Annotated in this window: 17 protein-coding genes; 8 read left to right on the top strand and 9 right to left on the bottom strand. The window is 71.2% G+C overall.

From position 1 onward, the window contains the following. Nucleotides 1-58 precede the first annotated feature (58 nt). The gene (locus DK368_RS04435; RefSeq protein ID WP_162305860.1) at nt 59-1,747 is read left to right on the top strand and encodes a methyl-accepting chemotaxis protein; all 1,689 of its coding nucleotides are present in this window, start codon (nt 59-61) and stop codon (nt 1,745-1,747) included. 60 nt (nt 1,748-1,807) lie between these two features. Here DK368_RS04435 and DK368_RS04440 read toward each other — a convergent pair whose 3' ends face one another. Further along, nucleotides 1,808-3,250 carry a helix-turn-helix domain-containing protein gene (locus tag DK368_RS04440; protein ID WP_114392354.1) on the bottom strand — a complete coding sequence of 481 codons (1,443 nt, stop codon included), beginning with the start codon at nt 3,248-3,250 and terminating at the stop codon, nt 1,808-1,810. 311 nt (nt 3,251-3,561) lie between these two features. Between DK368_RS04440 and aceA the strand changes: the two genes are divergently transcribed. Further along, entirely contained in the window at nt 3,562-4,851 is a 1,290-nt protein-coding gene (gene aceA / locus DK368_RS04445; RefSeq protein ID WP_114392356.1) for an isocitrate lyase, read from the top strand. Between the two features lie 671 nt (nt 4,852-5,522). On the opposite strand, the gene DK368_RS04450 is transcribed toward aceA, so the two are convergent. Beyond that, a complete protein-coding gene (locus DK368_RS04450; protein WP_114392358.1) occupies nt 5,523-6,782 on the bottom strand; it encodes a DUF2336 domain-containing protein in 1,260 nt (419 codons plus the stop codon). Next, on the bottom strand, nt 6,779-8,479 hold the full coding sequence (locus DK368_RS04455; RefSeq protein WP_114392359.1) for a sensor domain-containing diguanylate cyclase: 1,701 nt from the start codon (nt 8,477-8,479) through the stop codon (nt 6,779-6,781). Before DK368_RS04455 ends, DK368_RS04450 begins: the two co-directional genes overlap by 4 nt. Before the next feature lie 154 nt (nt 8,480-8,633). Between DK368_RS04455 and DK368_RS04460 the strand changes: the two genes are divergently transcribed. The 4 genes from DK368_RS04460 to DK368_RS04475 all read left to right on the top strand — a co-directional run bounded on the left by DK368_RS04460 (nt 8,634) and on the right by DK368_RS04475 (nt 12,154). Then, nucleotides 8,634-9,374, top strand: coding sequence for a pyrimidine 5'-nucleotidase (locus tag DK368_RS04460; protein WP_114392361.1), 741 nt, complete (start codon nt 8,634-8,636; stop codon nt 9,372-9,374). 133 nt (nt 9,375-9,507) lie between these two features. Then, entirely contained in the window at nt 9,508-10,350 is an 843-nt protein-coding gene (dapD, locus tag DK368_RS04465) for a 2,3,4,5-tetrahydropyridine-2,6-dicarboxylate N-succinyltransferase (protein ID WP_114392362.1), read from the top strand. A gap of 71 nt (nt 10,351-10,421) precedes the next feature. After that, complete coding sequence (gene dapE / locus DK368_RS04470) at nt 10,422-11,576, top strand: succinyl-diaminopimelate desuccinylase (RefSeq protein ID WP_114392365.1); 1,155 nt, start codon at nt 10,422-10,424, stop codon at nt 11,574-11,576. After that, nucleotides 11,573-12,154, top strand: coding sequence for a hypothetical protein (locus DK368_RS04475; RefSeq protein ID WP_114392366.1), 582 nt, complete (start codon nt 11,573-11,575; stop codon nt 12,152-12,154). The genes dapE and DK368_RS04475 overlap by 4 nt, the downstream gene beginning before the upstream one ends. Nucleotides 12,155-12,178: 24 nt before the next feature. On the opposite strand, the gene truA is transcribed toward DK368_RS04475, so the two are convergent. The 4 genes from truA to DK368_RS04495 form a co-directional block, all read right to left on the bottom strand. After that, on the bottom strand, nt 12,179-12,928 hold the full coding sequence (truA, locus tag DK368_RS04480; RefSeq protein ID WP_240002333.1) for a tRNA pseudouridine(38-40) synthase TruA: 750 nt from the start codon (nt 12,926-12,928) through the stop codon (nt 12,179-12,181). A 121-nt stretch (nt 12,929-13,049) separates the two neighbouring features. Then, a complete protein-coding gene (locus DK368_RS04485) occupies nt 13,050-13,928 on the bottom strand; it encodes a carbon-nitrogen hydrolase family protein (RefSeq protein ID WP_114392368.1) in 879 nt (292 codons plus the stop codon). A 5-nt stretch (nt 13,929-13,933) separates the two neighbouring features. Continuing rightward, a complete protein-coding gene (gene grxC / locus DK368_RS04490; protein WP_114392370.1) occupies nt 13,934-14,194 on the bottom strand; it encodes a glutaredoxin 3 in 261 nt (86 codons plus the stop codon). A gap of 108 nt (nt 14,195-14,302) precedes the next feature. Beyond that, the gene (locus DK368_RS04495) at nt 14,303-15,100 is read right to left on the bottom strand and encodes a ComF family protein (RefSeq protein ID WP_240002334.1); all 798 of its coding nucleotides are present in this window, start codon (nt 15,098-15,100) and stop codon (nt 14,303-14,305) included. A 107-nt stretch (nt 15,101-15,207) separates the two neighbouring features. Here DK368_RS04495 and DK368_RS04500 point away from each other — a divergent pair, with 107 nt between their 5' ends. Further along, nucleotides 15,208-16,116 (top strand): methyltransferase domain-containing protein, encoded by a 909-nt coding sequence (locus DK368_RS04500; protein WP_114392615.1) that lies wholly within the window; start codon nt 15,208-15,210, stop codon nt 16,114-16,116. Between the two features lie 107 nt (nt 16,117-16,223). Here DK368_RS04500 and DK368_RS04505 read toward each other — a convergent pair whose 3' ends face one another. Further along, nucleotides 16,224-19,694, bottom strand: a complete 3,471-nt coding sequence (locus tag DK368_RS04505) for a hybrid sensor histidine kinase/response regulator (protein ID WP_114392372.1) — start codon at nt 19,692-19,694, stop codon at nt 16,224-16,226. A gap of 164 nt (nt 19,695-19,858) precedes the next feature. On the opposite strand from DK368_RS04505, the gene DK368_RS04510 reads away from it, so the two are divergent. After that, the gene (locus DK368_RS04510; protein WP_114392374.1) at nt 19,859-23,914 is read left to right on the top strand and encodes a two-component regulator propeller domain-containing protein; all 4,056 of its coding nucleotides are present in this window, start codon (nt 19,859-19,861) and stop codon (nt 23,912-23,914) included. A gap of 362 nt (nt 23,915-24,276) precedes the next feature. Here the strand turns inward: DK368_RS04510 and prmB are convergent, their stop codons facing one another. After that, the gene (prmB, locus tag DK368_RS04515) at nt 24,277-25,215 is read right to left on the bottom strand and encodes a 50S ribosomal protein L3 N(5)-glutamine methyltransferase (RefSeq protein ID WP_114392376.1); all 939 of its coding nucleotides are present in this window, start codon (nt 25,213-25,215) and stop codon (nt 24,277-24,279) included. Nucleotides 25,216-25,672: the final 457 nt, after the last annotated feature.

Raw genomic sequence — 25,672 nt, forward strand, 5'->3', positions numbered from 1 at the left:
CATCGGTGCTATGTCTGGGTCCTATGCCCCGACAAAGGCGAATACAGGGAACATCACGATGGATCTGCTGTCGCGTGTGAATGTCGGGGGCCGTCTGGCGCTGCTGGCCGGTCTTCTGGGGCTGGCGCTGGCCGGCACGCAGATCCTTGACCTGGCGGCCCAGCGCGGGGCCCTGCTGGAATCCCGGCGCGAGCTGGTGCGCTCGGTGGCGGAGGCGGGGCGCTCGGTGGTGGCGGGCTATCAGGAGCGTGCTGCCCGCGGCGAGATGACGGAGGCCGAGGCCAAGGCCGCGGCGCTGACGGCGTTGCGCGCCCTGCGCTACAGCGGCTCCGAGTATATCTGGGTCAATGACCGTCATCCCGTGATGGTGATGCACCCGATCAAGCCGGAACTGGAAGGCAAGGATCTGTCGGCCACCGCCGATCCCACGGGCAAGCGCCTGTTCATGGCCTTCGTCGAGGCCACGGCCGGCGGGCGCTCCGGCTATGTGGACTATCTCTGGCCCAAGCCCGGCGCCAGCGAGCCGGTGGACAAGATCTCCTACGTCACCCCCTTCGATGCCTGGGGCTGGATCATCGGCACCGGGCTGTACACCGATGATGTGCAGGCCCGGTTCCTGGCGGAGGCCAGAAGCGCGGCCCTGCGCATCCTGTCGATCCTGGCGGCGGCGGTTGTGGCGGCCTGGATGCTGATCCGCTCCATCCGCGTCCCCCTGCGGGCGGCTGTGGCCTCCGCCCAGGCGCTGGCCGGCGGCCAGCTGGACCGGCCCGTGCCCGGCACCGGGCTGCGGGACGAGATGGGCGAGGTGGCCCGGGCCCTGGACGTGCTGCGGCTGGCCGCGCGGCGGGCGCGGGACCTGGAGGCGGAAACGGCGGCGCAGAAGCAGCAGGCCGAAGAGCTGCGCCGGCAGGAACTGCTGCGGCTGGCCGACACCTTTGAGAACGGCGTGAAGGGTGTGGTGGACGCCGTGGCCGCGGCGGCCACGGAGATGGAGGCTTCGGCCTCGGCCCTGGGTGCCACGGCCGAGGAGACCACCCGCCAGTCCGGCACGGTGGCCGCCGCCGCCGGCCAGGCCAGCGCCAATGTCGGCACCGTGGCCGGCGCCACCGAGGAGCTGTCGGCCTCGATCCAGGAGATCGCCCGGCAGGTCGGCGACAGCAGCCGTGTGGCCGGACAGGCGGTGGAGGAGGCGGCCCAGGCCAAGCAGACCATGGCCGCCCTGGCGGAGACGGCGCAGCGCATCGGCATGGTGGTGCAGTTGATCAACACCATCGCCAGCCAGACCAACCTGCTGGCGCTCAACGCCACCATCGAGGCGGCGCGGGCGGGAGAGGCCGGGAAAGGCTTCGCCGTGGTGGCCAGCGAGGTCAAGACCCTGGCGCAGCAGACCCAGAAGGCGACGGAAGAGATCGCCGCCCAGGTGCAGGGTATCCAGGGCTCCACCGCTCAGGCCGCCGGGGCCATCGACGGGGTGGCGGCCACCATCACGCGCCTGAGCGGCATCGCCACGGCCATCGCCGCCGCCATCGAGCAGCAGCAGGCGGCCACGCGGGACATCGCCGGCAATGTGGCCCGCGCCGCCCAGGGCACCGAGCAGGTCAGCCACGTCATCGGCGAGGTCAGCCAGGCGGCAGGGGAGACGGGGCTGGCCGCCAGCCAGGTCCAGGGCGCCGCCGCCAGCCTGTCGCGTGAGGCCGACCAGCTGCGCCGTCAGGTGGACGGCTTCCTGGCCGGCATCCGGGCATGAGGGTGGAATAAGGACGGCAGGGTGGGGGGACCGGCCGCGCCCGGTGCCTCCCGCCGTGCCTCAGCGGACCCCCACCTCCACATAGCTTGTGATTCCGCGGATATGCTCGTCCGCCTCCAGCCGGTGGTTCAGCGGCGGGAAGGCGCGCAGCGTGCAGTCCAGCCGCGGGCAGATGCGGCAGTTGACGCCGATGGGGGTGGCGGCCTCCAGGTTCGACAGATCGACGCCGTCGGCATAGACCAGCTGGCCGGCATGGGCGATGTCGGTGCCCAGGGCGATGGCGAACTGGCGGGCCGGCCGCTTCCAGCCGCCGCCGGGCTTCACCACGCGGCGGGCGATGGAGAAATAGGTGGTTCCGTCCGGCAGCCGGGCCAGCTGGGTCTGGATGGCGCCGGGCAGGCGGAAGGCGTCATGGATGTTCCAGCGCGGGCAGGCGCCGCCGAAGCGGGCGAAATGGAAGCCCGGCGTGGCGCTGAAGCGCTTGGAGATGTTGCCGGCATTGTCGATGCGCAGGAAGAAGAAAGGCACGCCCTTGGCGCCGGGCCGTTGCAGCGCGGTCAGCCGGTGGCAGACCTGCTCGAAGCTGGCGCCGAACCGGTGCATCAGCAGTTCCACGTCGTAGCGCAGGCTGCGGGCCGCCTGGAGGAAGCGGCCATAGGGCATCATCACGGCGCCAGCGAAGACCCCACTGAGGCCGATCAGGGCCAGCCGCTTCGCGTCCTCGCTGGAGAAGCCGCCCTGGGTCACGATGCCCTGCAGCAGGTCCCGGTGCTTCAACAGGCCGATCTGGGCGGCGAGATGGAAGGTGCGCGCCGCCGGCGGCAGCATTTCCGAGACCAGCACGCGGCGTGAATGCCGGTCATAGCGGCAGACGGCGCTGCCCATGACATCCACCGGCATCAGCTTGACCCGTACCGAATGGGACTTATGCAGATGCGCGGCCAGACTGCCATAGAGGTCGCCGGAATCGAGATCGGCGTCCAGCCACAGGCTCTCGGCCGCCGTTTCCACCTCCGGGAAATGGTTCAGCTGAGCCTGGAAGAATTCGCCCACATCCTCCTGCGGGAAGGCCTGGACATTGCCGGGCTGGACCTTGTCGCCGTCCACCATGCTCTCGGCCAGGGCCGACAGGTCCTGCCGCGCCTCGCGGTAGGCGCGATAGAGCTGGACCACGGCCTGTCCCAGGGTGGGGGCCACGGCCGCCAGCTCCTTCATGTCCTGGTTCTTGATGTCGCCGGTCTCGAACAGCGGGTCGGCGAACACCTCCTTCAGCCCGGCCACCAGCCGTGTCTCGTCATCCTCGGCGAAGCTGGCCATGTCGATGCCGTAGACGCCGGCGATCTTCAGCAAGAGCGGCACCGTCAGCGGCCGCTGGTTGGCCTCGATCAGGTTGAGATAGCTGGCGGAGATGCCCAGCTCCTCCGCCATCTGGGCCTGGGTCATCTTCAGGTCGCGGCGCAGCCGCCGCACCTTGTGGCCCAGCATGGCCTTCTTTTCCGACATGGTCCCCGTTCCCCCGCCGTCCCGTGCCGCCTCTGCAATAATTTACAGAATTTACAACACTACAGATGGCGGCGTTACAGAGTGTGACAACAAGACCATTTTACGATCAAGCCCTTATTGAACAGGGGCAGGGGCATGAGCATTCTCCTGATGTGTGCGCTGCATCATTCGCCGGGCAGCGGGGGCTTCGATGTGGAGTGCCACGCCGGAGTGTCCGCCGCGAAGCCCAGGAACACCGGCAGGCCGCCGGACCTGGTCCAGGGCGGAGAAACACAACCGGCAGCGCCGACGGTATGGAGAGGAGTTGACATATGGCCCCGCTCGACAACGGCACCAAGACGGCCGATCTGGACGCGATCCACGCCAAGCGCTTCGAGGGTATCCGCCGTGACTTCACGGCCGAGGATGTGCGCCGTCTGGCCGGCTCGGTGAAGATCGAGTATACGCTGGCCGAAATGGGCGCCAAGCGCCTGTGGGAGCTGCTGCACACCCGTCCCTATGTCCACACGCTGGGCGCCTTCACCGGCAACCAGGCTGTGCAGCATGTCAAGGCCGGGCTGGAAGCCATCTATCTCTCGGGCTGGCAGGTGGCGGCCGACGCCAATCTGGCCGGCCAGATGTACCCGGACCAGTCGCTCTATCCCGCCAACTCGGTGCCGATGGTGGTGAAGCGCATCAACAATGCGCTGCAGCGCGCCGACCAGATCCAGACCATGGAAGGCAAGGGCGACACCTACTGGTTCGCGCCGATCATCGCCGACGCCGAGGCCGGCTTCGGCGGTCCGCTGAACGCCTTCGAGCTGATGAAGGGCATGATCGAGGCCGGCGCCGCCGCCGTCCACTTCGAGGACCAGCTGGCCTCGGAGAAGAAGTGCGGCCATCTCGGCGGCAAGGTGCTGATCCCGATCCAGCAGTTCATCCGCACGCTGAACGCCGCCCGTCTGGCCGCCGATGTCTGCGGCACCAGCACGCTGGTGGTGGCCCGCACCGACGCGGAAAGCGCCCAGCTCATCACCTCCGACGTGGATGAGCGCGACCATCCCTTCATCGACCGCAACGACCGCACGCCGGAAGGCTTCTTCCGCATCAGGAAGGGTGTGGGGGTGGATTACTGCATCGCCCGCGGCCTGGAATATGCGCCCTACGCCGACATGCTGTGGTGGGAGACGTCGAAGCCGAATCTGGACGACGCCCGCAAGTTCGCCGAGGCCATCCACAAGCAGTTCCCCGGCAAGATCCTGGCCTACAACTGCTCGCCCTCCTTCAACTGGAAGGCCAACCTGGACGAGGCGACCATCGCCAAGTACCAGCAGGAACTGGGCGCCATGGGGTACAAGTACCAGTTCGTGACCCTGGCCGGCTTCCACAGCCTCAATCTGGCCACCTTCGAGCTGGCCAAGGGCTACAAGGAGCGCGGCATGGCCGCCTACTCCGAGATGCAGCAGCGCGAATTCGCCGCGGTGGAGAAGGGCTTCACCGCCGTCAAGCACCAGCGCGAGGTCGGCACCGGCTACTTCGATGCCGTCAGCCTGGCCATCACCGGCGGCCAGTCCAGCACCACCGCCATGAAGGACTCGACCGAGACCGACCAGTTCCACTGAGAACCGGTGTCCGGTCCGGCCTCCCGGCATCGCTGAAGATGCCGGGACGCCTCCCGGGCGGTGGCGCGCAGGATCGCCATCGCTCCTCCAACCCCGCGAGGGGGCCAGCCTGCCCGGTCCGGTTCCGCTGAAGGGAACCGGATCGGCGGCACCGGGTCCCGCCAGGGACGGGATGGCGCGCAGGATCGCCGTCCCCCTCCGCCGCCCCGTCGCGGGGTTCACTTCTCCACACGGCCCCGTGCGGGTGTTTCCGTCCAGCTGAAGGGGCGGGCCACCGGGCGGGGCGGGTGTGGACCCGGGGAGGTGCTGCCATGGATTGCAGGATTCCCGCGCACGGGGACCCGTGCGCGAGCGAGAGTTGCGGGCCGGCCCAGCTGAACGGGTCGGCCCTTTCTGACCGACCGGCGTTGCCCGCTACAGCCGCCGGGGGTTCGGACGTCGACGGGTCCGCTGGACGACCCGTCTCCCATGCGCTCTGGACCGCGGTCAGTACAGCGGGATTCGTGACGGTCCTGGCCTGGGATTAAGCCACCAGCAGGATCGGGCGGTTCCGCCGGGGTGCCCGCTGCACCGGGCACGCCATGAGGCACCGGATTCGGTGCTCCCTTGAATACCTCACTGATCGGCGGCGCCTTCGGGCGCCGCCTTTTTTCATCAGCAGCCGGGGGGAATCACGCCTTCAGGCCGAAGAACTCCAGCTGCCATTTCAGCTCGGTCTCGGTCATGGGATAGTCGGTGCCGTTGCGGGCGTTCAGCACGGCCGTGGGCGGGATCGTGGCCAGACGCAGCTGCACCTGCCGGCAGAAGCGCATGCTCAGCCCGGCTTTCCAGCACAGGGCGGTGACGCCGCGCGGGCTCTGGCCGGCGACGACCCGGTCCACATCCTCCAGCCCGTAGCCGCTGAGCACGGCCAGGGCCGCCAGCACCAGCCCGCGGTCGCCGCGGGTCAGGGCGGCGGAGACGGCGTCCTCGTCCAGCGTGCCCTCGGCCTGCAGCCGGCGGGCCCGGTCCATGGGGCGTTCCTTCGATGCCTCGTCGGCGGCGGTCTCGATGCCGATGTCGGGCGGATCGGCCGGCAGCCGCGCCTTCACCGCCTCGGCCACGGCGCTGCGCACCGTCAGCGGCAGGTCGGGCCGGCTTTCCAGCACCCGCACCAGCTGTTCGGCCACGAAGCCGGCCAGCCGCACCGCCGCTCCTGCCGGCAGATGCGGCCGCCGCACCAGCGGCCCGTGCCAGGGCTCGTGCCGCGGCGCCATCTCGATGATACGGTCCAGCGTCTCCTCGCGGATCTGGGCCGACTCGTTGCCCAGCAGGCTGGCGACGGCGGCCTCGCTCTCGGTGCTGGCCACGGCGGCGCAGACGGCGGCCGACAGGCCGGCGCGTTCGGCGATGGCCACCAGCTGCCCGTCCAGCGGGCGGCCGGCGATGATCTCCAGCAGATCCTGGTCGGTCAGCAGCGGCGAATGGCGCAGCACCGGGCCGCTGACCGACAGTTCCAGGTCGCGGGCCAGCTGCTGGATGATGTGGGGCGGGGCGTCGGCCTGCTGCTTCAGGGTTTCGGCCACCACCTGGCGCACGGCCGTGGCCTGGTCACGGGCCAGGGCCTCCAGCACCTCCAGCGTCATGCGCTCGATCTGGCCCAGCTGGGCGGCGGCCAGGGTCGGGGCCAGGGCGGCGATCTTGGCGGCCAGGCTGCCGCGCACCTCCTCGTCCGGGTCCTTGACCAGCAGCAGGTCGGCCTGGCGCGGGGTGGCGCGGTTGCGGGCGATCTCGCGCCGCACCTCGGCGCTGCGGTCATTGGCCAGGAAATACAGAAGCTCCGGCCGGGTCGCGGCGCTGCCGGCCACCCGGCGGCGCTCACCGGGATCGGCGCTGACCGCCAGCCGCTTGGCGGTGTCATAGTCCAGGGCGCCATCGTGCGGGGTGATCATGCCGGGGCCCCCGCCTCGGCGGCCGGTGCCAGGGCGCAGTGACCCTTGCCCTGGCGCTTGGCCGCATACATGGCCTGATCGGCCCGGTCCACCAGCCGTTGCGACGGCTCGGCACCGGCGCCGCCCTGATGCACGGCCACCCCCACCGACACGCCCAGCGGCAGTTCCGGCGCGGCGGACAGGGGCCGCAGCAGGGCCGCCGCCTCGCGCAGCAGCCGGTCGGCCACGGACAGGGCCTGCGCCTCGGTCACCCGGTCGACCCACAGCACGAACTCGTCGCCGCCCAGGCGGCCGGCCATGTCGCCGGGCCGGGCCAGCCGCGTCAGCAGCGAGCCCACGGCCTGCAGCACGGCGTCGCCGGCGCCGTGACCCTGGCTGTCATTGACGGCCTTGAAGTTGTCCAGGTCGAAATAGAGCAGGGCGGACCCGCCGCTCTTGCGCAGCAGCCGGTGGTCCAGCGCCTCCAGGAAGGCGCGGCGGTTCAGCAGGCCGGTCAGCTCGTCCCGCTCCGACAGGGTCTTCAGCCGTTCCTGATAGCGGGCCTGGGCCACCACCACGCCCACATGGTCGGCGATGGCCTGGACCATGCCGCCATCCTCGCTGCCGAAGGGCTGGGTGCGCCAGACCAGGATGACGCCGTTGACCTCCTGCTGGAACAGGGTGCGGGCCGCCAGCAGCGACAGCCCGCCCTCGTCCGACAGGCTGGTCAGCGGCTGCGTGTCCAGCCGCTGCATCAGCTCCGGCACCCGCTCCGCCACGGCCGGCGGCAGCGCGCCGGTGCCGGCGGCCTCGCGGTAGCCGTCGGCCAGCCGGGCGAACAGGCGCCCGCCCTCGGCGCCGGTGGCGTTGACGGCCACGCCGGCGGCGATCTCCAGCGTGCGGGCCGGGTCCACATCGTCGCGGGTGGAGGAGATGATATAGCCGAGATACTGCTCGCGCAGCCGGGCACGGGCCAGCTCCATGCCCTTCAGCCGCGCCTCGGTGATGTTGCGGCAGGCGCCGCGGGCGCCCTGCCAGCGGCCGCACGGCCCCGGCAGCGGCACGGCGGAGGAGATCAGGCAGGCATCGCTGCCGTCCTTGGCCCGCAGCCAGACCTCCACCCGCTCGATGGGGTCGCGGGTCTGGAACGGCAGGGGCTGGTCGGCGAACTCCGGCAGCACCAGCTCCACCGGGTCGCGGCCCACCAGCTCGTCGGCGCTGTAGCCGATGGCCCCGGCCGGGGACACGAAGATGAAGCGCCCGTCCGGCCCCACCTCCCAGGCGAAGTCGCTGGAGATGTCCACCAGATCCTTGTAGCGCTGGCGCGACTCCGTCAGGGCCTGGCGCAGCCGGCGTTCCAGCGTGGCGTCACGGCCCAGGCACAGCAGCAGCAGCCCGTCGCCGGCGCGCAGTGGCGTGATGGTGAACTCCACCACGCCCGGCCCATGATCGGTCTGCACCGGCAGCGAGCGGACGGGGTCCACCTGCGGGCCGCCCGCGGCGACCCAGCGGCAGAGATCATCGGCCCAGCCGGGAGTGATGGCGGCCAGCGCATCGGCCCGCCCGTTCTGGTCCGCCGGGGTCCCGTCGATGGTCAGCAGCAGCGCCGGCCCCGGCCAGTTCTGCATCAGGGCGCGGAGATCGACGGACCGGTCCGGTCCGGCCGGCGTCGCGGTCAGGGGCGTAGCGGCAGCGAAGATCTCGGCATCGGCCGGCAAGAACGGATACTCCGCACGAACAATTCTTAATGATCTCCTACCCCAGCAGGCCGGTCGCGTCTATCGCCGATGGTCATGACCTAAAGTCCATATCGGGCTGATCGCGGTGGTATCAGGGCTTGCCGCTGCCCGCCGGCGGCCCCATTCTCCCGGCATGACGACCGAACCCAACGCGGCCACCTTCGATGCGGCCAGCTTCGCCCATGTGGAACACTGGGTGTTCGACCTGGACAACACGCTCTATCCGTCCAGCTGCAACCTGTTCGCCCAGGTGGACCGCCGCATCGGCGATTACATCGCCGAGCGGTTCGGCCTCCCCTACGAGGAGGCGCGGCGCAAGCAGAAGGCCTATTTCCGGGAATACGGCACCTCGCTGCGCGGGCTGATGCTGGAGCACGACATCGACCCGATCCCGTTCCTGGACTATGTCCACGACATCGATGTGACGCCGGTGGCGCCCTCGGCCCTGCTGGACGAGGCGCTGGCGCGGCTGCCGGGGCGCAAGCTGGTCTACACCAACGGCTCCACCCGCCATGCCGAGAACATCCTGGCCCGGCTGGGCATCGACCGCCGCATCGACGGCATCTTCGACATCGTCGCCGCCGGCTATGTGCCGAAGCCCGACCCCGCGGCCTACGACACCTTCGTGAAGCAGCATGGCGTCGATCCGTCGCGGGCCGCCATGGTGGAGGACATCGCCCGCAATCTGGCCCCGGCGGCGGCGCTGGGCATGACCACGGTCTGGGTGCGCACCGACGCGGACTGGAGCCGGCCGGACCAGGGCGGCCTGGGCCAGGGCACCCATGTCCACCATGTGGTCGATGATCTGGTGGCCTGGCTGGCGGCGCTGGCCGGCATCGGCGCCGGTGACGGCGCGGCGGTTCAGCCGGCCTGAGGCCCGCGGTCTGGCGGTTGGCCCGTTCCGGCCGGCGGGGCGCCTGTGCAGGGGGGGCATGCGTTGACAGGGCGGGCGCCCTGTCCCATGGTCCGCAGCGTTATCCCCCAGCAGAAGCGCACGACAGACCGCCATGAGCCACACCGACCTGCAGCGCACCATCGATCAGGCCTGGGATCAGCGCGACACGCTGAACACCGGCACGACCGGCCCCGTCCGCACCGCCGTGGAGACGGCGCTGTCGCTGCTGGACAGCGGCACGCTGCGGGTGGCGGAGAAACAGGGCGATGCCTGGGTGGTGAACCAGTGGCTGAAGAAGGCGGTGCTGCTGTCCTTCCGCCTCAACGACAATGCCGTGATCGCCGGCGGCCCCGGCGGGGCCAGCTGGTTCGACAAGGTGCCGTCGAAGTTCGTGGGCTGGGACGAGGCGCGCTGGCGCCAGGCCGGTTTCCGTGCCGTTCCCGGCGCCGTGGTGCGCCACAGCGCCCACATCGCCCCCGGCACGGTGCTGATGCCCAGCTTCGTCAATGTGGGCGCCTATGTGGACCGCGGCACCATGGTCGACACCTGGGCCACCGTCGGCTCCTGCGCCCAGATCGGCCGCAATGTCCACCTGTCCGGCGGCGCCGGCATCGGTGGCGTGCTGGAGCCGCTGCAGGCCAACCCCGTCATCATCGAGGATGACTGCTTCATCGGCGCCCGGGCCGAGGTGGCGGAAGGCGTCATCGTCGAGCGCGGATCGGTGCTGTCCATGGGTGTCTATCTCGGCGCCAGCACCAAGATCATCGACCGCGCCACCGGCGAGGTGTTCATGGGCCGCGTCCCGGCCTATTCCGTGGTGGTGTCGGGCAGCCTGCCGGGCAAGCCGCTGCCGGACGGCACGCCGGGCCCCAGCCTGTACTGCGCCGTCATCGTCAAGCGCGTGGACGAAAAGACGCGCGCAAAGACCTCGATCAATGAACTGTTGCGGGAATGAGGGAATAACGGCGGCCTGGACCCGCAGGCGCGGGTCCCCGTCCACCCCGTTCCGACCAGAGAAGCCCGTCCATGTCCTGCCTCGATCCCGTCACCCTGGCCCAAGATCTCATCCGCTGCCCCAGCGTCACCCCGGCCGATGCCGGGGCGCTGGATCTGCTGCAGGCGGCACTGGCGGGGCTGGGCTTCACCTGCACCCGCCTGCCCTTCGCGGCGCCCGGCACCGACCGGGTGGACAATCTCTATGCGCGGCTGGGCACGGCGGGGCCTAATCTCTGCTTCGCCGGCCATACCGACGTGGTGCCGGCGGGCGATGCCGCCGCCTGGTCGGTGGACCCGTTCGGCGGCGCCATCATCGACGGCAAACTGTTCGGCCGCGGCGCCAGCGACATGAAGGGGGCGGTGGCCGCCTTCGTCGGCGCCGTCTCGTCCGTTCTGGCCGCCCGGGGCCGGCCGGCCGGCTCCCTGTCCCTGCTGATCACCGGGGATGAGGAAGGGCCGGGCGTCAACGGCACCGTCAAGGTGCTGGACTGGCTGCAGGCGCGCGGCGAGCGCATCGACGCCTGCGTGGTGGGCGAACCCACCAATCCCCAGGCCCTGGGCGAGATGATGAAGATCGGCCGCCGCGGCAGCCTGACCGCCACGCTGACGGCGCTGGGGGTGCAGGGGCACACGGCCTATCCGCATCTGGCCGACAATCCGCTGCCGCGGCTGGCCCAGGCGCTGACGCTGCTGACCGGCAGCCCGCTGGACGAGGGCACGGCGCATTTCCAGCCCTCGACCCTGGCGCTGACCAGCATCGATGTGGGCAATCCCGCCAGCAATGTCATCCCGGCCAGGGGCACGGCCCGCTTCAACATCCGCTTCAACGATCTGCACACGCCGGAAAGCCTGGAATTCCACATCCGCGACGTGCTGGAGGAGGTGGGCGGCGACTGGGACCTGTCGATCCAGACCAGCGGCGTCGCCTTCCTGACCCCGCCGGGTCCGCTGGTGGAGACCGTGGCCCGGGCCGTGACGGCGGTGACCGGCCGCACGCCGGAGCTCAGCACGTCCGGCGGCACCTCCGATGCCCGCTTCATCAAGGATCATTGCCCCGTGGTGGAGTTCGGGCTGGTCGGCCAGACCATGCACAAGGTGGACGAGCATGTGGCGGTGGAGGATATCCGCCGTCTGGCCGACATCTACGCCCGTGTCATCACCGGCTATTTCGGGATGGCTGCATGAGCTTCGTCCGCGATGCCACCTACGGCCTTTATGGCGCCCTGCGCCTCGCCCGTTTCGACCGGGCGGGCCTGCGGTGGATCGACGGGTCCGATGCGGGGGCCTGGCGCAGTTTCCAGGCCCTGTGGCTGCTGATCCCGGCCTATATGGTGCTGCTGCTGCTGGTCGGCAGCAGCCGGCCGCTGTTGCCGGGCGGGGTGCTGCACCGGCTGGCCGGCGAAAGCGTGGGCGAGGTGGTGGAGCTGGGCGCCTATCTGCTGGCCGCCCGGCAGGTTCTGGTGCTGACCGGCAGCACGGCGAACTTCGCGGCTTACGTCGCCGCCTACAACTGGGCCAGCGTGGTGCAGGTGGTGTTCCTGATCCTGGTCTATCTGCTGCTGGCCACCGGGCTGGTGCCCCAGGCCCTGGGCACGCCGATCATGACCGCGGTCGCCATCGCCCTGCTGGTCTATTCCGGCTTCATCGCCCGGACGGCCCTGGACATCACCATCCCCGCCGCCGCCGGCTTCGTGCTGCTGGATGTCATCATCACGGTGATGGTGTCCGGCATCACCGATGCGCTGGTCTACGCCCCCGGCTGATCCCGCCCGTCTGCGGGGCCGGGATCAGCCGTACCAGGCTTCGGTGAAGTAGAGCCCGTCCGACGGGGCGGTGGGGCCGGCGGCGGCGCGGTCGCGCGCCTCCAGCGCGGCGCTGACATCGTCGGCGCTCCAGCGGCCTTCGCCCACCAGCTTCAGCGTGCCCACCATGTTGCGGACCTGATGGTGCAGGAAGGAACGGGCGCGGGTGACCACATGCACCTCCTCGCCCACGCGGGTCACATCCAGCCGGTCCAGTGTCTTGACCGGGCTTCTGGCCTGGCACTGGCCGGCGCGGAAGCTGCTGAAATCATGCAGGCCCAGAAGGCGCTTGGCCGCCCTGTCCATGGCCTCGGCATCCAGGGGCTGGCTCACCGGCCAGGCGCGGCCGGCCTCCAGCGCCAGCGGCGCCCGGCGGTTGACGATGCGGTAGAGATAGGCCCGGCCCAGGCAGGAGAAGCGGGCATGGAACTCCGGCCCTGCCGGCTCCACCCGCAGCACGGCGATGGGGTTGGGCTTCAGATGGAAGTTCAGGGCGTCGCGCACCTTGTCGGCCGTGGTCCCCTTCTCCAGTTCCAGGCTGGCCACCATGCCCAGCGCATGCACGCCGGCATCGGTGCGCCCGGCGGCGTGGACCGTCACCCGCTCCTGGGCGAAGCGGTGGACCGCCTCCTCCAGGCAGCCCTGGACCGAGGGGCCGTTGTCCTGACGCTGCCAGCCGACGAAGGGCCGTCCGTCATATTCGAGGGTGAGTTTCCAGCGCTGGGACATGGTCATACGGAAAGAGGACGGGCGGACGCGCCCGGACAGGCGCCGCACAAGAGCACGGCACGGCCCACCGCGGCAAGGCGTGCCTGTGCTGCGGTCGGCCGCGCCGGATCGGACCCTGTCGCCGGGATCAGGGGCCGGCGAACCCGCGGTCGTGGGTCAGGGACGGCACCATGCGGCGGGCCTCGGCCACCCGCGACAGATCCAGATCGGCCAGGACGAAGCCCGGCTCCTCCCCGGCGTCGGCCAGCACCTCGCCCCAGGGGCTGACGATCAGGGCATGGCCATAGGTGCCGCGCCCGCCGTCATGCAGCCCGGTCTGGGCCGGGGCCAGCACGAAACAGCCGGTCTCGATGGCGCGGGCGCGCAGCAGCACATGCCAGTGGGCCCGGCCCGTGGGCACGGTGAAGGCGGCCGGCACGGTGATCAGGCTGGCGCCGGCCTTGGCCAGGGCGCGGTAGAGATGGGGGAAGCGCAGATCGTAACAGATGGTCAGGCCCAGCCCGCCCCAGGGTGTGGGGGCGACCACCGCCGCTTCGCCCGGCCGGTAGGTGGCGCTCTCGCGGTAGCTTTCGCCGCCGGGCAGATCCACATCGAACATGTGGATCTTGTCGTAGCGGGCGACGATGCCGCCCGCCGGATCGATCAGGAAGGCGCGGTTGGCCACGCGCCCGTCGGCCAGCAGGCAGGCCAGGGTGCCGGTCATGATCCAGGCCCCGGTCTCCCGTGCCAGATCGCGGAAGAATGGGACGCCGGGATGCCGCTCCTCCGGCGTGGCCCGGGCCAGGATGCCGGCCCGGCCCTGCACCATCATCGACACGTTCTCGGGCAGGCAGATCAGCTCCGCCCCGGCGGCGCGGGCCTTGCGCACCCAATCGCCGGCGATCTCCAGATTGGGTCCGATCTCCGGCCCGGCATTGACCTGGATGACGGCCGCCCGCAGGGATCCGGCCCGCGGTTCCCCGGCCGGCCCCGGCGTGCCGGTCTCTGCCGGATTGCCTTCCGCCATGGCGGTCAGGCCCCCAGGCCCAGAAGCGCGTCCAGCTTGCCCGCTTTGTCCAGGGCGTGGATGTCGTCGCAGCCGCCGAGCGACTGGTCGTCGACGAAGATCTGCGGCACGGTGTGGCGGCCCGAGCGCTGCTCCATCTCCGGCCGGCGGCGCGGCTCGGCCATGATGTCGATCTCCTCATAGGCGACGCCCTTGGCGTCCAGCAGGCGCTTGGCCCGCGCGCAGTACCCGCACCAGGGGCTGGTATAGATCTCCACCTTGGGCATGTCCGGCACTCTCCTTCCGCTGCACCCCGTCAATATGGCGCGCCGCTGCTGCGCTGCAAACCCCGCATGGAGGTGCGCAGGAACGGTGCAGGGCCGGTAAGGCCGTGCCTAGCCGTCGCGGGCCGGGGACAGGGCCACGGGCCGGACCACGCGGGCCAGGGTCAGCACCTCTACCGCGGCGGCGCCGCCGCGTTTCAGGGCGGTGCTGCACGCCTCCACCGTGGCGCCGGTGGTGAACACATCGTCCAGCAGCAGCACCCGTGCCCCGCGCAGGCGCGCGGCCCATCGCGGTGAGACCGTGAACGCCCCGGCCACGTTGCGGGCACGGCCGCGGCGGCTGCGGCCGCCCTGGGTGCCGGTGTCGCGCCGGCGCAGCAGCAGGTCGGGTGCGGCCGTCCGGCCCGTCAGCCGCGCCAGCTCCCGCGTCAGCAGGGCGGCCTGGTTGTAGCGGCGGTGGAACAGGCGCCAGCGGTGCAGCGGCACCGGCACCAGCAGATCGGCCGTCTCCAGCAGGTCCGCGCCGGCGCGGGCCAGCCATCCCGCGAAGCCGGGGGCGGCGTCCGTGCGGTCGGCATGCTTGAAGGCCAGCACCAGCCCGCGGCTGGCCGCGTCATAGCGGAAGACGCTGCGGCAGCGGTCGAAGGCGGGCGGGCGGGCGATGCAGGCCGGGCAGAGCAGGGGGGCGTCCCCCGGCAGGGCCACATCGAAGGGCAGGCCGCAGCAGGCGCACAGGGGCGGGGCGATGAAGTCGATCCCCTGCCAGCAGCGGGCGCACAGGGTTCCCGTCCGGTCCACATCGACACCACAGCCCAGGCAGCGCGGCGGCAGGATCAGGTCGAGCCCCCGGCGCAAGCCCGCCCGCACCGACCGGCCCATGCGGTCGAGCACCCTGATCGTCGCGGGCATGTCTTGGCTGATCATCCCGCAAGGATAGCAGCCGCGCCGCGGACGGGCGAGAGGGACGCCCCGTGTTTGCGGTTGTGCCCTCGAAATCCGCGGTGTATGGGGGCAGCATGACCGACGCCGATGCCATGACCGTTTTCGACCGCCGGGTGGTGCGGATGCACCGGGACCGGGCGGCGCCGCTGCTGGCCGAACATGATTTCCTGCTGCGCGAGGTGGCCGACCGCCTGGCCGAACGGCTGGACGTGCTGCGGCGGACCTTTCCGCGCGTGCTGGACCTGGGCTGCCATGGTGGTGAAATGGCGGCGGCGCTAAAGGGCCGGTCCGGGATCGAAACGATCATCCGGGCCGATCTCTCCCCGGCCATGGCCGCCCGCGCCGGGGCGCCGGCCCTGGCCGCCGACGAGGAGCGGCTGCCCTTCGCCCCCGGCGCCTTCGACATGGTGGTCAGCAACCTGTCGCTGCACTGGGTCAACGACTTGCCCGGCAGCCTGATCCAGATCCGTCAGGCCCTGCGGCCGGACGGGCTGTTCCTGGCGGCGCTGTTCGGCGGCGACACCCTGTTCGAGCTGCGCCGCGCCCTGATGGAGGCGGAGCAGGAGGTGACGGGCGGCGTCAGCCCCCGCATCAGCCCCATGGCCGGTCTGCGCGATGCCGCCGGCCTGCTGCAGCGGGCCGGGTTCGCCCTGCCGGTGGCCGATATGGACACGCTGACCGTCAGCTATGCCACGCCCTGGCGTCTGTTGCAGGATCTGCGCGGCATGGGCGAGACCAATGCCGGGCTGAACCGGCTGAAGGCACCGACGCGCAGCGCCGTCATCGCCCGCGCCGCCGAGCGCTACCTGGAGCTGTTCCAGGAGCAGGACGGCACGGTTCCGGCCACCTTCCAGATCCTCTTCCTGGCCGGCTGGGCGCCCGACCCCGCCACCCAGCAGCAGCCGGCCCGCCGCGGCAGCGCCACCACCCGGCTGGCCGAGGCGCTGAACCCCGACACGCCGCCGGCACCGAAGGCGAACTGACCGCCGGATCTGGTCCGGGTTCCCTCGCCGGAGTCCCTCGGGCGCCGGGCCTGCGCCCCAGTCTCCCGCGCCCCAGTCTCCCGCGCCCCGGTCTCCTGCGCCCGGGCTCAGGCCGCCTTGCCGCGCTTGCCCTCGGCCGCCAGATGGGCCAGCAGGGCGCGCAGGGCGCCGGGCCGCATCGGCTTGTAGGCCAGGCGGCAGCCGGCGGCCTCCACCGCCGCGCGCACCTCGGCGCTGCGGTCGGCGGTCAGGGTGGCGGCGGGGATGTCGCTGCCGAAGGCGGCGCGCACCGCCGCCAGCACCTCCAGCCCCGACAGGCCGTGGTCCAGGTGGAAATCGGTCAGCACCACGTCCGGCCGGCGGCCATCCAGGGCGGCCAGCACCTCGTCCGCGGTGGCGCCGGTGACCACGTCGCAGGACCAGCCGGTCAGCAGTTCGCGCGTGGCGCGGGCGATGGTCTCCTCGTTCTCGATGCACAGCACCAGCGTGCCCTCCAGCCCCTGGGTGCGGGCGCCGCCGGGGGCCAGCCGGGCCGGGGCGGCGGCGGCCAGCGGCACCTCCACGGCGAAGCAGCTGCCCGTGCCGGGCCAGGAGCGGACGGTGACGCGATGGCCCAGGATGCCGGCCAGACGCTCGACGATGGACAGGCCCAGCCCCAGCCCCTTGTCGCGTTCCGGCGCGCCGGGGTCGAGCTGGCGGAACTCCTTGAAGATCTCGGTCAGCTTGTCGGCGGGGATGCCGGGACCGGTGTCCCAGACCTCGATGCGCAGGCTGGCCCCCTGGCGGCGGCAGCCCAGCAGGATGCGGCCCCGCCGCGTGTAGCGCACGGCGTTGGCCAGGAAGTTCTGCAGGATGCGGCGCAGCAGCACGGCATCGGTCATGACCGACGCCCCCACCGCCACCCGCCGCAGGGCCAGCCCGTGGCGCTGGGCCACCACGGCGAATTCGTCGCCCAGCGGGCGCAGGATGTCGTCGACCCGCACCGGGGCCGGGCTGGGCTTGATGACGCCATTGTCCAGCTTGGTCACGTCCAGCAGGTCGCCCAGAAGCTGCTCCACCGAGCGCAGGGCGGCGTCGGCCTGGGGCAGCAGCGGGTCGGTGGAGCGCTCCATCCCGGCGGAGATGAACAGGCGGGCGGCATGCAGCGGCTGCAGCAGGTCGTGGCTGACGGCGGCCAGCAGCCGGGTCTTGGCGTGGTTGGCGCGGTCGGCGTCGGCCTTGGCGGCGGCCAGCGCCTCGGTGCGCTCGGCGATGCGCCGTTCCAGCCCCTCATTGGCCTCGCGCAGGGCCTCGGCGGCGCGGTAGCGCTCGGTGACGTCGGTATAGACGGCGACGAAGCCGCCGTCGGGCAGCGGGTTGGAGGAGATCTCCAGCACCGAGCCGTCGGGGCGGATGCGGTGGTACAGGTCGATCTGGTCCTGGCGCCGCGGGTCGGAGCGGCGGGCCAGCAGGCTGTCCATGTCGCCGTTGCGGCCATATTCGCCGCGGTTGCGCAGATATTCCACCAGCACCGACAGGGGCAGCCCCACCTGCATCAGCCCCTCCGGCACGTCCAGCATCTCCAGGAAGCGGCGGTTCCACAGCAGGGCGCAGAAGTCCCGGTCCCAGGCGCAGATGCCCTTGCCCACATGCTCCAGCGTGGTGCGCAGCAGCAGATGCTGGTCCAGGATGGCGCGCGAGGCCTCGTCGATGATGGAGCGGGCGTCGGAGCGCGACAGCCGCCGGTCCGACAGCAGGCTGGCCACCACCACCCGGGCCGAGCCGGAGCCGATGGCACCGGAGAGCAGCCATTCGGTGGCGCGCACCGCCTCCGGGTCGATGCGGTCCTGCAACCCCTCCTCGAAGGGGGCGTCGGGACCGTTGCGCAGCGCCACCAGCTCGCGGAAGGTGGCGTCGGCGCGCTGACGGCCCACATAGCGCGCGGCCAGCTCGTACAGGTCGAGCAGTGCCGCGCCGCGTGGTGCTGCGGGGCCGCTGCCGGTGTCGTGCCGCATGGAGACGAAGCGGCGGGCCTGCTGCCGCTCCAGCTCCGACTGGCGGGTCAGGGCGGAAACGCCCACCAGCGTCGCCAGATTCAGCAGCAGGCTGGCCAGGGCTCCGCCCACCAGCGTGTCCAGATCATGCACCCCGCCCAGCCCGCCGGGGCTGAGCCAGCTCGGGCCGAAGGTCGGGGCGATCAGGCCGGCGGCATCGAAGCTGGGCAGCAGCACGGTATAGGTCCAGGCCAGGAAGCCCACGGCGATGCCGGCGATGGCGCCGGCCTTGGTGGCCCGGCGGTTGAACAGCCCCACCAGCAGGGCCGGGGCGAACTGGGCCACGCCGGCGAAGCTGACCGTGCCGATGGTGGCCAGCGGGAAGACCGAGCCGATCAGCAGGTAATAGAGATAGGCCAGCCCCAGGATCACGCCCACGGCCAGCCGGCGCACCGTCAGCAGCATGGGCCGGGGATCGGCCTGCCAGCGCCGCAGGGCCGGCTTCCAGGCCATCAGCAGCGGCAGCACCAGATCGTTGCAGACCATGGTGCTCAGCGCCACGGCGCCGACGATGACCATGCTGGTGGCCGCCGACAGGCCGCCGATGAAGGCCAGCAGCGCCAGCCAGGGCCGGCCCTGGTGCATGGGCAGCGTGACCAGGAAGGTGTCGGCATTGACGCTGCCGTCCGGGAAGGTCGTCAGCCCGGTCAGCGCCACCGGCAGCACGAACAGGTTGATGGCCAGCAGATAGGCCGGGAACAGCCAGGCGGCGGTGCGGATGTCGCCCACATGGGTGTTCTCCACCACCATGACATGGAACTGGCGCGGCAGGCAGACGATGGCCAGGGCCGACAGGGCGCTGAGGCCCCAGAAGCCGAAGCCCAGGCGGGGCGAGACCAGCCCGCCCAGATCGGCGCCGCCCAGCGCCAGGCGCATGGTCTCCAGCGAGCCGCCGCTGGCCGCCAGCACGATGCCGGCCCCCACCACCAGGGCCGCGGCCAGCTTCACCAGCGATTCCGTGGCGATGGCCTGCATCAGCCCGCGGTGATGCTCGTTGGCGTGGATGTTGCGCACGCCGAACAGCACGGCGAACACCGCCATGGCCAGCGTCACCAGCAGCGTGGTGCGGCCCAGGATGCCCTGGCCGCTGCCGCCGAAGGGATGGATGCTGAGCGCTTCCAGGCTGATGGTGATGGCCTTCAGCTGCAGGGCGAAATAGGGCAGCACCCCGACCACGGCGGTGGCGGTCACCAGCGCCGCCAGCACCCGGCTCTTGCCATAGCGGGCCGACAGGAAGTCGGAGATGGAGACGACATTCTCGGCCTTGGCCACCCGCACCATCTTGGCCAGCACCGGCCAGCCCAGACCGACCATGAGGATGGGCCCCACATAGATCGACAGGAAATCCAGCCCGCCGGTGGCGGCGCGGCCGATGGCGCCGTAGAAGGTCCAGGAGGTGCAGTAGACTGCCAGGCTGAGGGCATAGAGCAGCGGCGCCCGCCGTCGCTGCGGCCCGCGGCCGGCCTGACGGTCGCCATGCCAGGCGATGGTGAACAGCACCGCCAGGTACAGAACCGAAAGCGCCAGCACCAAGCCGCTGTCCATGGTCGCCCGCCCCCGTCCTTGCCGCCCTGTGTGCCGACTTTAGCGGGCGGCGGCGGCCGGCGCCATCGGTCCCGTCCTGCGCGCGGGCGTCATCCGGGTCTGGTACTCTCGATCCGTTAGGGTTACTTTCGGACGTATATCCCTGTCGCCACGAACGTTGCGGTATGACGCCCGTTTCCGGTTCTTTCCACCTTCGCCGGGCGCTGCCGGCCCTGCTGCTCTGGCTGTGTGCCCTGCTGCCGGCCGCCCTGGCCGCGCAGCCGGAAGCGCCGCTGCCGGGCACCGCCCCGGCGGGTGCTCCCTCGCCGGGCGCTCCCCTGCCGGCCGCGGCCGGGCCGGAGCGGTGGACGGCGCTGGCCACGCCGGGGTTCGACACGGTCGGGCGCCGGGAAGGGCTGCCCAATCCGGCGGTGACGGCGCTGACCCAGGATCAGGCGGGGTTCCTCTGGGTCGGCACCCAGGGGGGGCTGGCCCGTTACGACGGGTTCCGCTTCCGCACCTATATCGCCGATCCCGATGCGCCCGACTCCCTGCCGGACAATTTCATCCTGGCCCTGCACGAGGACCCGCAGGGCGCGCTCTGGGTCGGCACCTTCACGGCGGGGCTGGCCCGGCTGGACCCGACCCGCAGCCAGTTCCGCCGGCTCAGCGTCGGTCCCGACGGGCTGCCCAACGCCACCGTCAACAGCATCGCCGACGATGGGGCCGGCGGCCTGTGGGTGGCCACCCATGGCGGTCTGGCCCATGTCGATCCGGCCAGCTGGCGGGTGACGCGGGTGCTGCAGGCCAGTGACGGCTCCGGCCTGCCCAGCGACCGGGTGTCCAGCCTGCGGCGCGACCGGGCGGGGCGGCTGTGGGTCGCCACGCGCCGCGGGCTGGTGCGGCTGGCCCCGGAGGGGGAGCGGCTTCTGGCCGTGGCTCCCGCCCCGGGCGAGCCCGATCCCGGCAGCGACCGCGCCATCCTGGGCAGCGAGGATGCGGAGGGGCGGCTGTGGTTCGCCACTTCGGCCGGGGAACAGTCGCGGCTCTGGTTCGTGGACCCGCAGGACGGGCTGGTCCATGCCGCCCATGACCGCCAGGGGCAGCCGCTGCTGCTGGCCGGTGTCACCGTCCGCGCCATCACCGCCATCGGCCCCGGCCGGTTGGCACTATCCAGCGTCAATTCCGGCCTGATCTTCTATGATATGGCCGGTGGCGACTTACGCCCGGTCCACAGCGATCCGGCCGATGCCGCCGCCCTGCCCAGCGACTCCACCCCGGTGCTCTACCGCGACCGTGGTGGCCTGCTCTGGATCGGCACCGAGCGGGGCCTGACCCGGCATGATCCGGCGGTCGGGGCCTTCGCCACCATCCGCTATTCGCCGCTGCAGGCGCAGGGGCTGAGTGATGAGGACGTGCTGGCGCTGCTGCCGCGCCCGGACGGGACGCTGCTGCTGGGGCTGGGCGAGCAGGGCATCGACCGCGTCGATCCGGAGCAGGGGGTGGTGGCCCGGGTGCGCACCGGGCCGGCCGGTCCGCCGCGCACCCTTCCCCCCACCAGCGTCGTCAGTCTGGTGTCGCCTGGTGATGCAAGCCGATCCGGCGGACAGCAGGCGCGACGGGACGACCCGGCCGGGCCGGTGCTGGCCGGCACCCGGCACGGCCTGTTCCGCCTGGGGCCGGACGGGCATGTCAGCGCGCTGCCGCTGCCTTTGCCCAATCCCGCCCCGCGCATCGAGGCGCTGCTGGCCTGGGCCGGGCGGGTCTGGATCGGCACCGCGGACGGGCTGCTGTCGCTGGACCCGGCCAGCGGCCTCATCCGGGTGGAACTGGCGGCCGGTGTCCTGGACAGCCCGCTGGTGCAGGCGTTGGCCGGGGGGGCGGACGGCACGCTGTGGCTGGGAACGGCGGCCGGGCTGGCGCGCTACCGGCTGGACACCGGCACGGTGGAGCAGATGCGGCACGATCCGGCCGATGCCGCCTCCATTCCCAATGGTCTGATCTCTTCCCTGCTGGTGGACGGGGACGGGCGGCTGTGGATCGGCACGCTGGGCGGCGGCATCGCCATGGGGGAGGCGGCGGCCCAGCCCCTGCGGCTGCGCCGCTTCACCACCCGCCATGGTCTGCCCGACAACAATATCGGCGGGCTGCTGCTGGATGCGCAGGGCAAGGTCTGGGCCAGCACGGCCAACGGCATAGCCCGCATCGACCCGCAGGACTTCACGGTGCGGGCCTTCGGTGCCGATGACGGTGTGCGCATCACCGCCTACTGGACGGGTGCTGCGGCCCGCACCGCGGCGGGTGAACTGGTGTTCGGCGGGGCCGGCGGCGTCACCGTGGTGCGGCCCGACCGGCTGATGGCGCGGCGCGCGTTGACGCCGGTGGTGGCCACGGCGGGCCGGGCCGGCGGGCAGCCCATCCCGATGGAACGCTTCAACAGCCGCCTGGACGATCCCGCCGATATCAGCCGGACCGAGCCGCCATTGCTGGTGCATCCCGGCGCCTCCAGCCTGGAGGTGGAATTCGCCGCCCTGGATTATGGCGGGCCGGAACTGACCCGCTACCGCTACCGGCTGCTGGGCTATGACCGCGACTGGATTGAGGCCGATGCCAGCCGCCGCAGCGCCACCTACACCAACCTGCCGCCCGGCGACTATATGCTGGAGGTGCGCGGCAGCGACAAGGACGGGGCCTGGTCCGACCGGACCCTGGCGGTTCCGGTGCGCTTCCTGCCGGCCTGGTATCAGACCGGCTGGGTGCAGGCGCTGGCGGTGTTCCTGGTGCTGGCGCTGGTGCTGACCCTGATGCAGGTCCGCACCTCGATGCTGCGCATGCGCAGCCGCGCCCTGGAGCAGCAGGTGGCCGAACGCACCAGCGATCTGGTGGCGGCGGCGGACGCCCTGCGGCATCTGGGTGACGCGGGGCGCGAACTGACGGGCCTGCTGGACCCGGAACAGGTCTATGCCGCCCTGCACCGGCATGTGGCCATGCTGATGCAGGCCGACGTGTTCGGCATCGCCCTGGTGCGTGGCGACGACGGGCAGTGCCACTATCCCTATTACGTCGAGAACGGGGTGCGGGCCGATCCCATCGCCTTCCCCATGGACCATCCCAATTTCCTGGCCGCGCGGGCCATCCGCGAGCAGCGGGAAATGCTGATGCTGGGCGAGGACGAGTCGATGCAGGCGCCGGCGGCGCCGGGGATCCGGCCGGGGCCGCCCATGCGCACGCTGGTCTTCCGCCCGCTGATCCATGGCGGCCGCATGATCGGCGTCATCACGGTGCAGAGCCGGCAGGCCGAGGCCTTCGGCGCCCGCGAGCTGGAGGCGCTGCGCACCATCGCCGCCTATGGCGCCATCGCCATCGCCAATGCGCGCGCCTGGCAGGACACGCAGACGGCCAAGGCCGCGGCGGAGACGGCACAGCAGGAGGCGACCCGGGCGCTGGCGGATCTGCGCACGGCCCAGGCCAGCCTGATCCGGCAGGAGAAGCTGGTGTCCCTGGGCCAGCTGGTGGCCGGCGTGGCGCACGAGATCAACACGCCGCTCGGCATCGCCATCACCACCGGCACCCATATCGAACGCGAGGTGGAGACGGTGGGCAGCGGCATGGAGAACCGCTCCCTGACCCGCTCGGCCCTGGCCGCCTTCATCGAGGATGCGCGCGAGGGCTTCCTGGTGCTGAACAGCAATCTGCGCCGCGCCGCCGATCTGGTGCGCAGCTTCAAGCAGGTGGCCGCCGACCAGTTCGTGGAACAGCAGCGCAGCATCGACCTCAAGGCCTATCTGGCCGACGTGCTGCGCAGCCTGGAACCGCTGCTGCGCCGCAATCATGTGGCCGTGTCGCTGGAGGGCGAGGACGGGGTCGAGCTGTCGCTGCAGGCCGGTGCCCTGGCCCAGGTGGTGACCAATCTGGTGCAGAACGCCGTGGTGCATGCCTTCGAGGGCGTGGCCGAGCCGACATTGACGCTGCGGGTGGCACGGCTGGGCGAGCGGCAGGCTGTCCTGACCGTGGCCGACAATGGCATCGGCATGCCGGACTCGGTGCGGGACCGCATGTTCGATCCGTTCTTCACCACCCGTCGTGGCCAGGGCGGCACCGGGCTGGGCCTGCACATCGTCCACAATCTGGTGACCGGGCCGCTGGCGGGCAGCATCGAGGTGGAGACGGCGCCCGGCGCCGGCACGCGCTTCCGCCTGCGGCTGGGCGAGACGGTGCCGGAATTCACCGCAACGGCGTGAGGGGCGGCTGGCTGCGCCCGCCGGCGCATCTGTGGACAAAATTCCTAATTTCTGCTTTCCTGGAGCCGATTGCCCGAGAGCCGGGCCGGATCTTGGATATGGTGAAAAGCAGAAGGAAGGGTGAGCGATATCGCCTGTTCGCCGCGACGGGCATGGCAAAGGTGACGCGGGGACGGCCACAGGGGGTTGATGTCACCTTAAGGACTAAAATCCTTATATTTCAGCGGTTTGAAACGCGACATATGTCACCTTAAGCGTCACCTTAAGGTTGCGTTAGTCGCCTTTGCGTCGCCTCAGGTCGCGTTAAGGTCGCCTTTGTCGCCGCGGCATTCCCCCTGGGGAGAATGCCGCGCCGCCGGGGTTCAGCGCTCGGTCAACTGCTCCCGCGTGATCCAGAACACCTCGCCGAAGCTCTCCGCCGTCTCCAGCCAGAGGAAGTCCAGCCCGGGATAGGCCTCTTCCAGGGCGGCGCGGCCGGTGCCGACCTCGCACAGCAGGCCGCCGCCGGGGTTCAGGTGCTTGGGCGCCTCCTTCAGGATGCGGCGCACCACATCCAGCCCGTCCTTGCCGGCCGCCAGCGCCAGCTCCGGCTCGTGCCGGTATTCCGGCGGCAGCACGGCCATGGCCTCGGCATCGACATAGGGCGGGTTGGTGATGATCAGGTCGTATTTGCGGGTCTTCAGCGGCTTGAACAGATCGCCGTTGAACAGGGTGACCCGGTCTTCCAGCCCGTGCTCGGCCACATTGATCTTGGCGACCTCGAAGGCATCGGGCGACAGTTCCACGGCATCCACCGTGGCGTCGGGGAAGATGGCCGCGGCCAGGATGGCCAGGCAGCCCGAGCCGGTGCACAGGTCCAGCACGCTGCCCACCTCGGTCGGGTCCTCCACCAGGGTGAAGTCGTCGCCGCCGAACAGGTCGGAGAACAGCAGCTCGCCGATATAGGAGCGGGGCACGATGACCCGCTCATCGACATAGAAGGGCACGCCCTGGATATAGGTGCGCCTGGTCAGATAGGCGGCCGGCTTGCGGGTGACGACCCGCGCCTCGATGATCTCGGCCACGGCCTTGCGCTCGGGCGCCGTCAGCCGGGCATCCAGCCAGGGGTCCAGCTTGTCCACCGGCAGCCGCAGCGTCTCCAGCACCAGGAAGGCGGCCTCGTCGAAGGCGGTGGTGGCGCCATGGCCATGCACCAGCTCGGCCTCGGTGAAGCGGCTGACGGCGTGGCGCAGGAAGTCGCGCACGGTGGACAGCTCGGCGGCGGCGGTGGCGGCATCGACGGTCGGAAGCGGCTTGGTCACGGGAAGGGCCCTTGGGCTGGTCGGAACGGCCCTCCTGTTTAGCAGCGGCCGCCGGGCGGCGCCAAGCCGGGAACGGGGGCCAGCGCGGCCCCCGGACGGGCCGGGCGGCAGGGGGATGCCAGGGGACGCCAGGGGGGTGCCCGGTCATGCGTCACGGCGTCGCTGCCCGGATTGCTTGATAATCCGCAAATCGCCCGGCGCGCCGCTGCGTCACGCTTGTGTCCGGTGAGGAAACCCCTGGGAGGAGTGGCGGTCATGCATCTGGATTCGGATACCTATATCGCCCTGGGTTATCTGGGCGCGGTTCTGCTGGTCACGGTGGGCGTGTTCGGCTTCCTGCTGGTGAAGCGCTTCCGCCGCCGCTGAGGCGGGTCCGGTCGGGCATCCCGGTCCGGCTTCGTCCGGGGGATGCCCGGTCCGGGTGGCAGGCTGTCTCCTGACGGGAAACAATCGGTCG

Origin of the sequence: Oleisolibacter albus, assembly GCF_003336875.1 — a bacterium.
Classification (GTDB): Bacteria; Pseudomonadota; Alphaproteobacteria; order Azospirillales; family Azospirillaceae; genus Niveispirillum; species Niveispirillum album.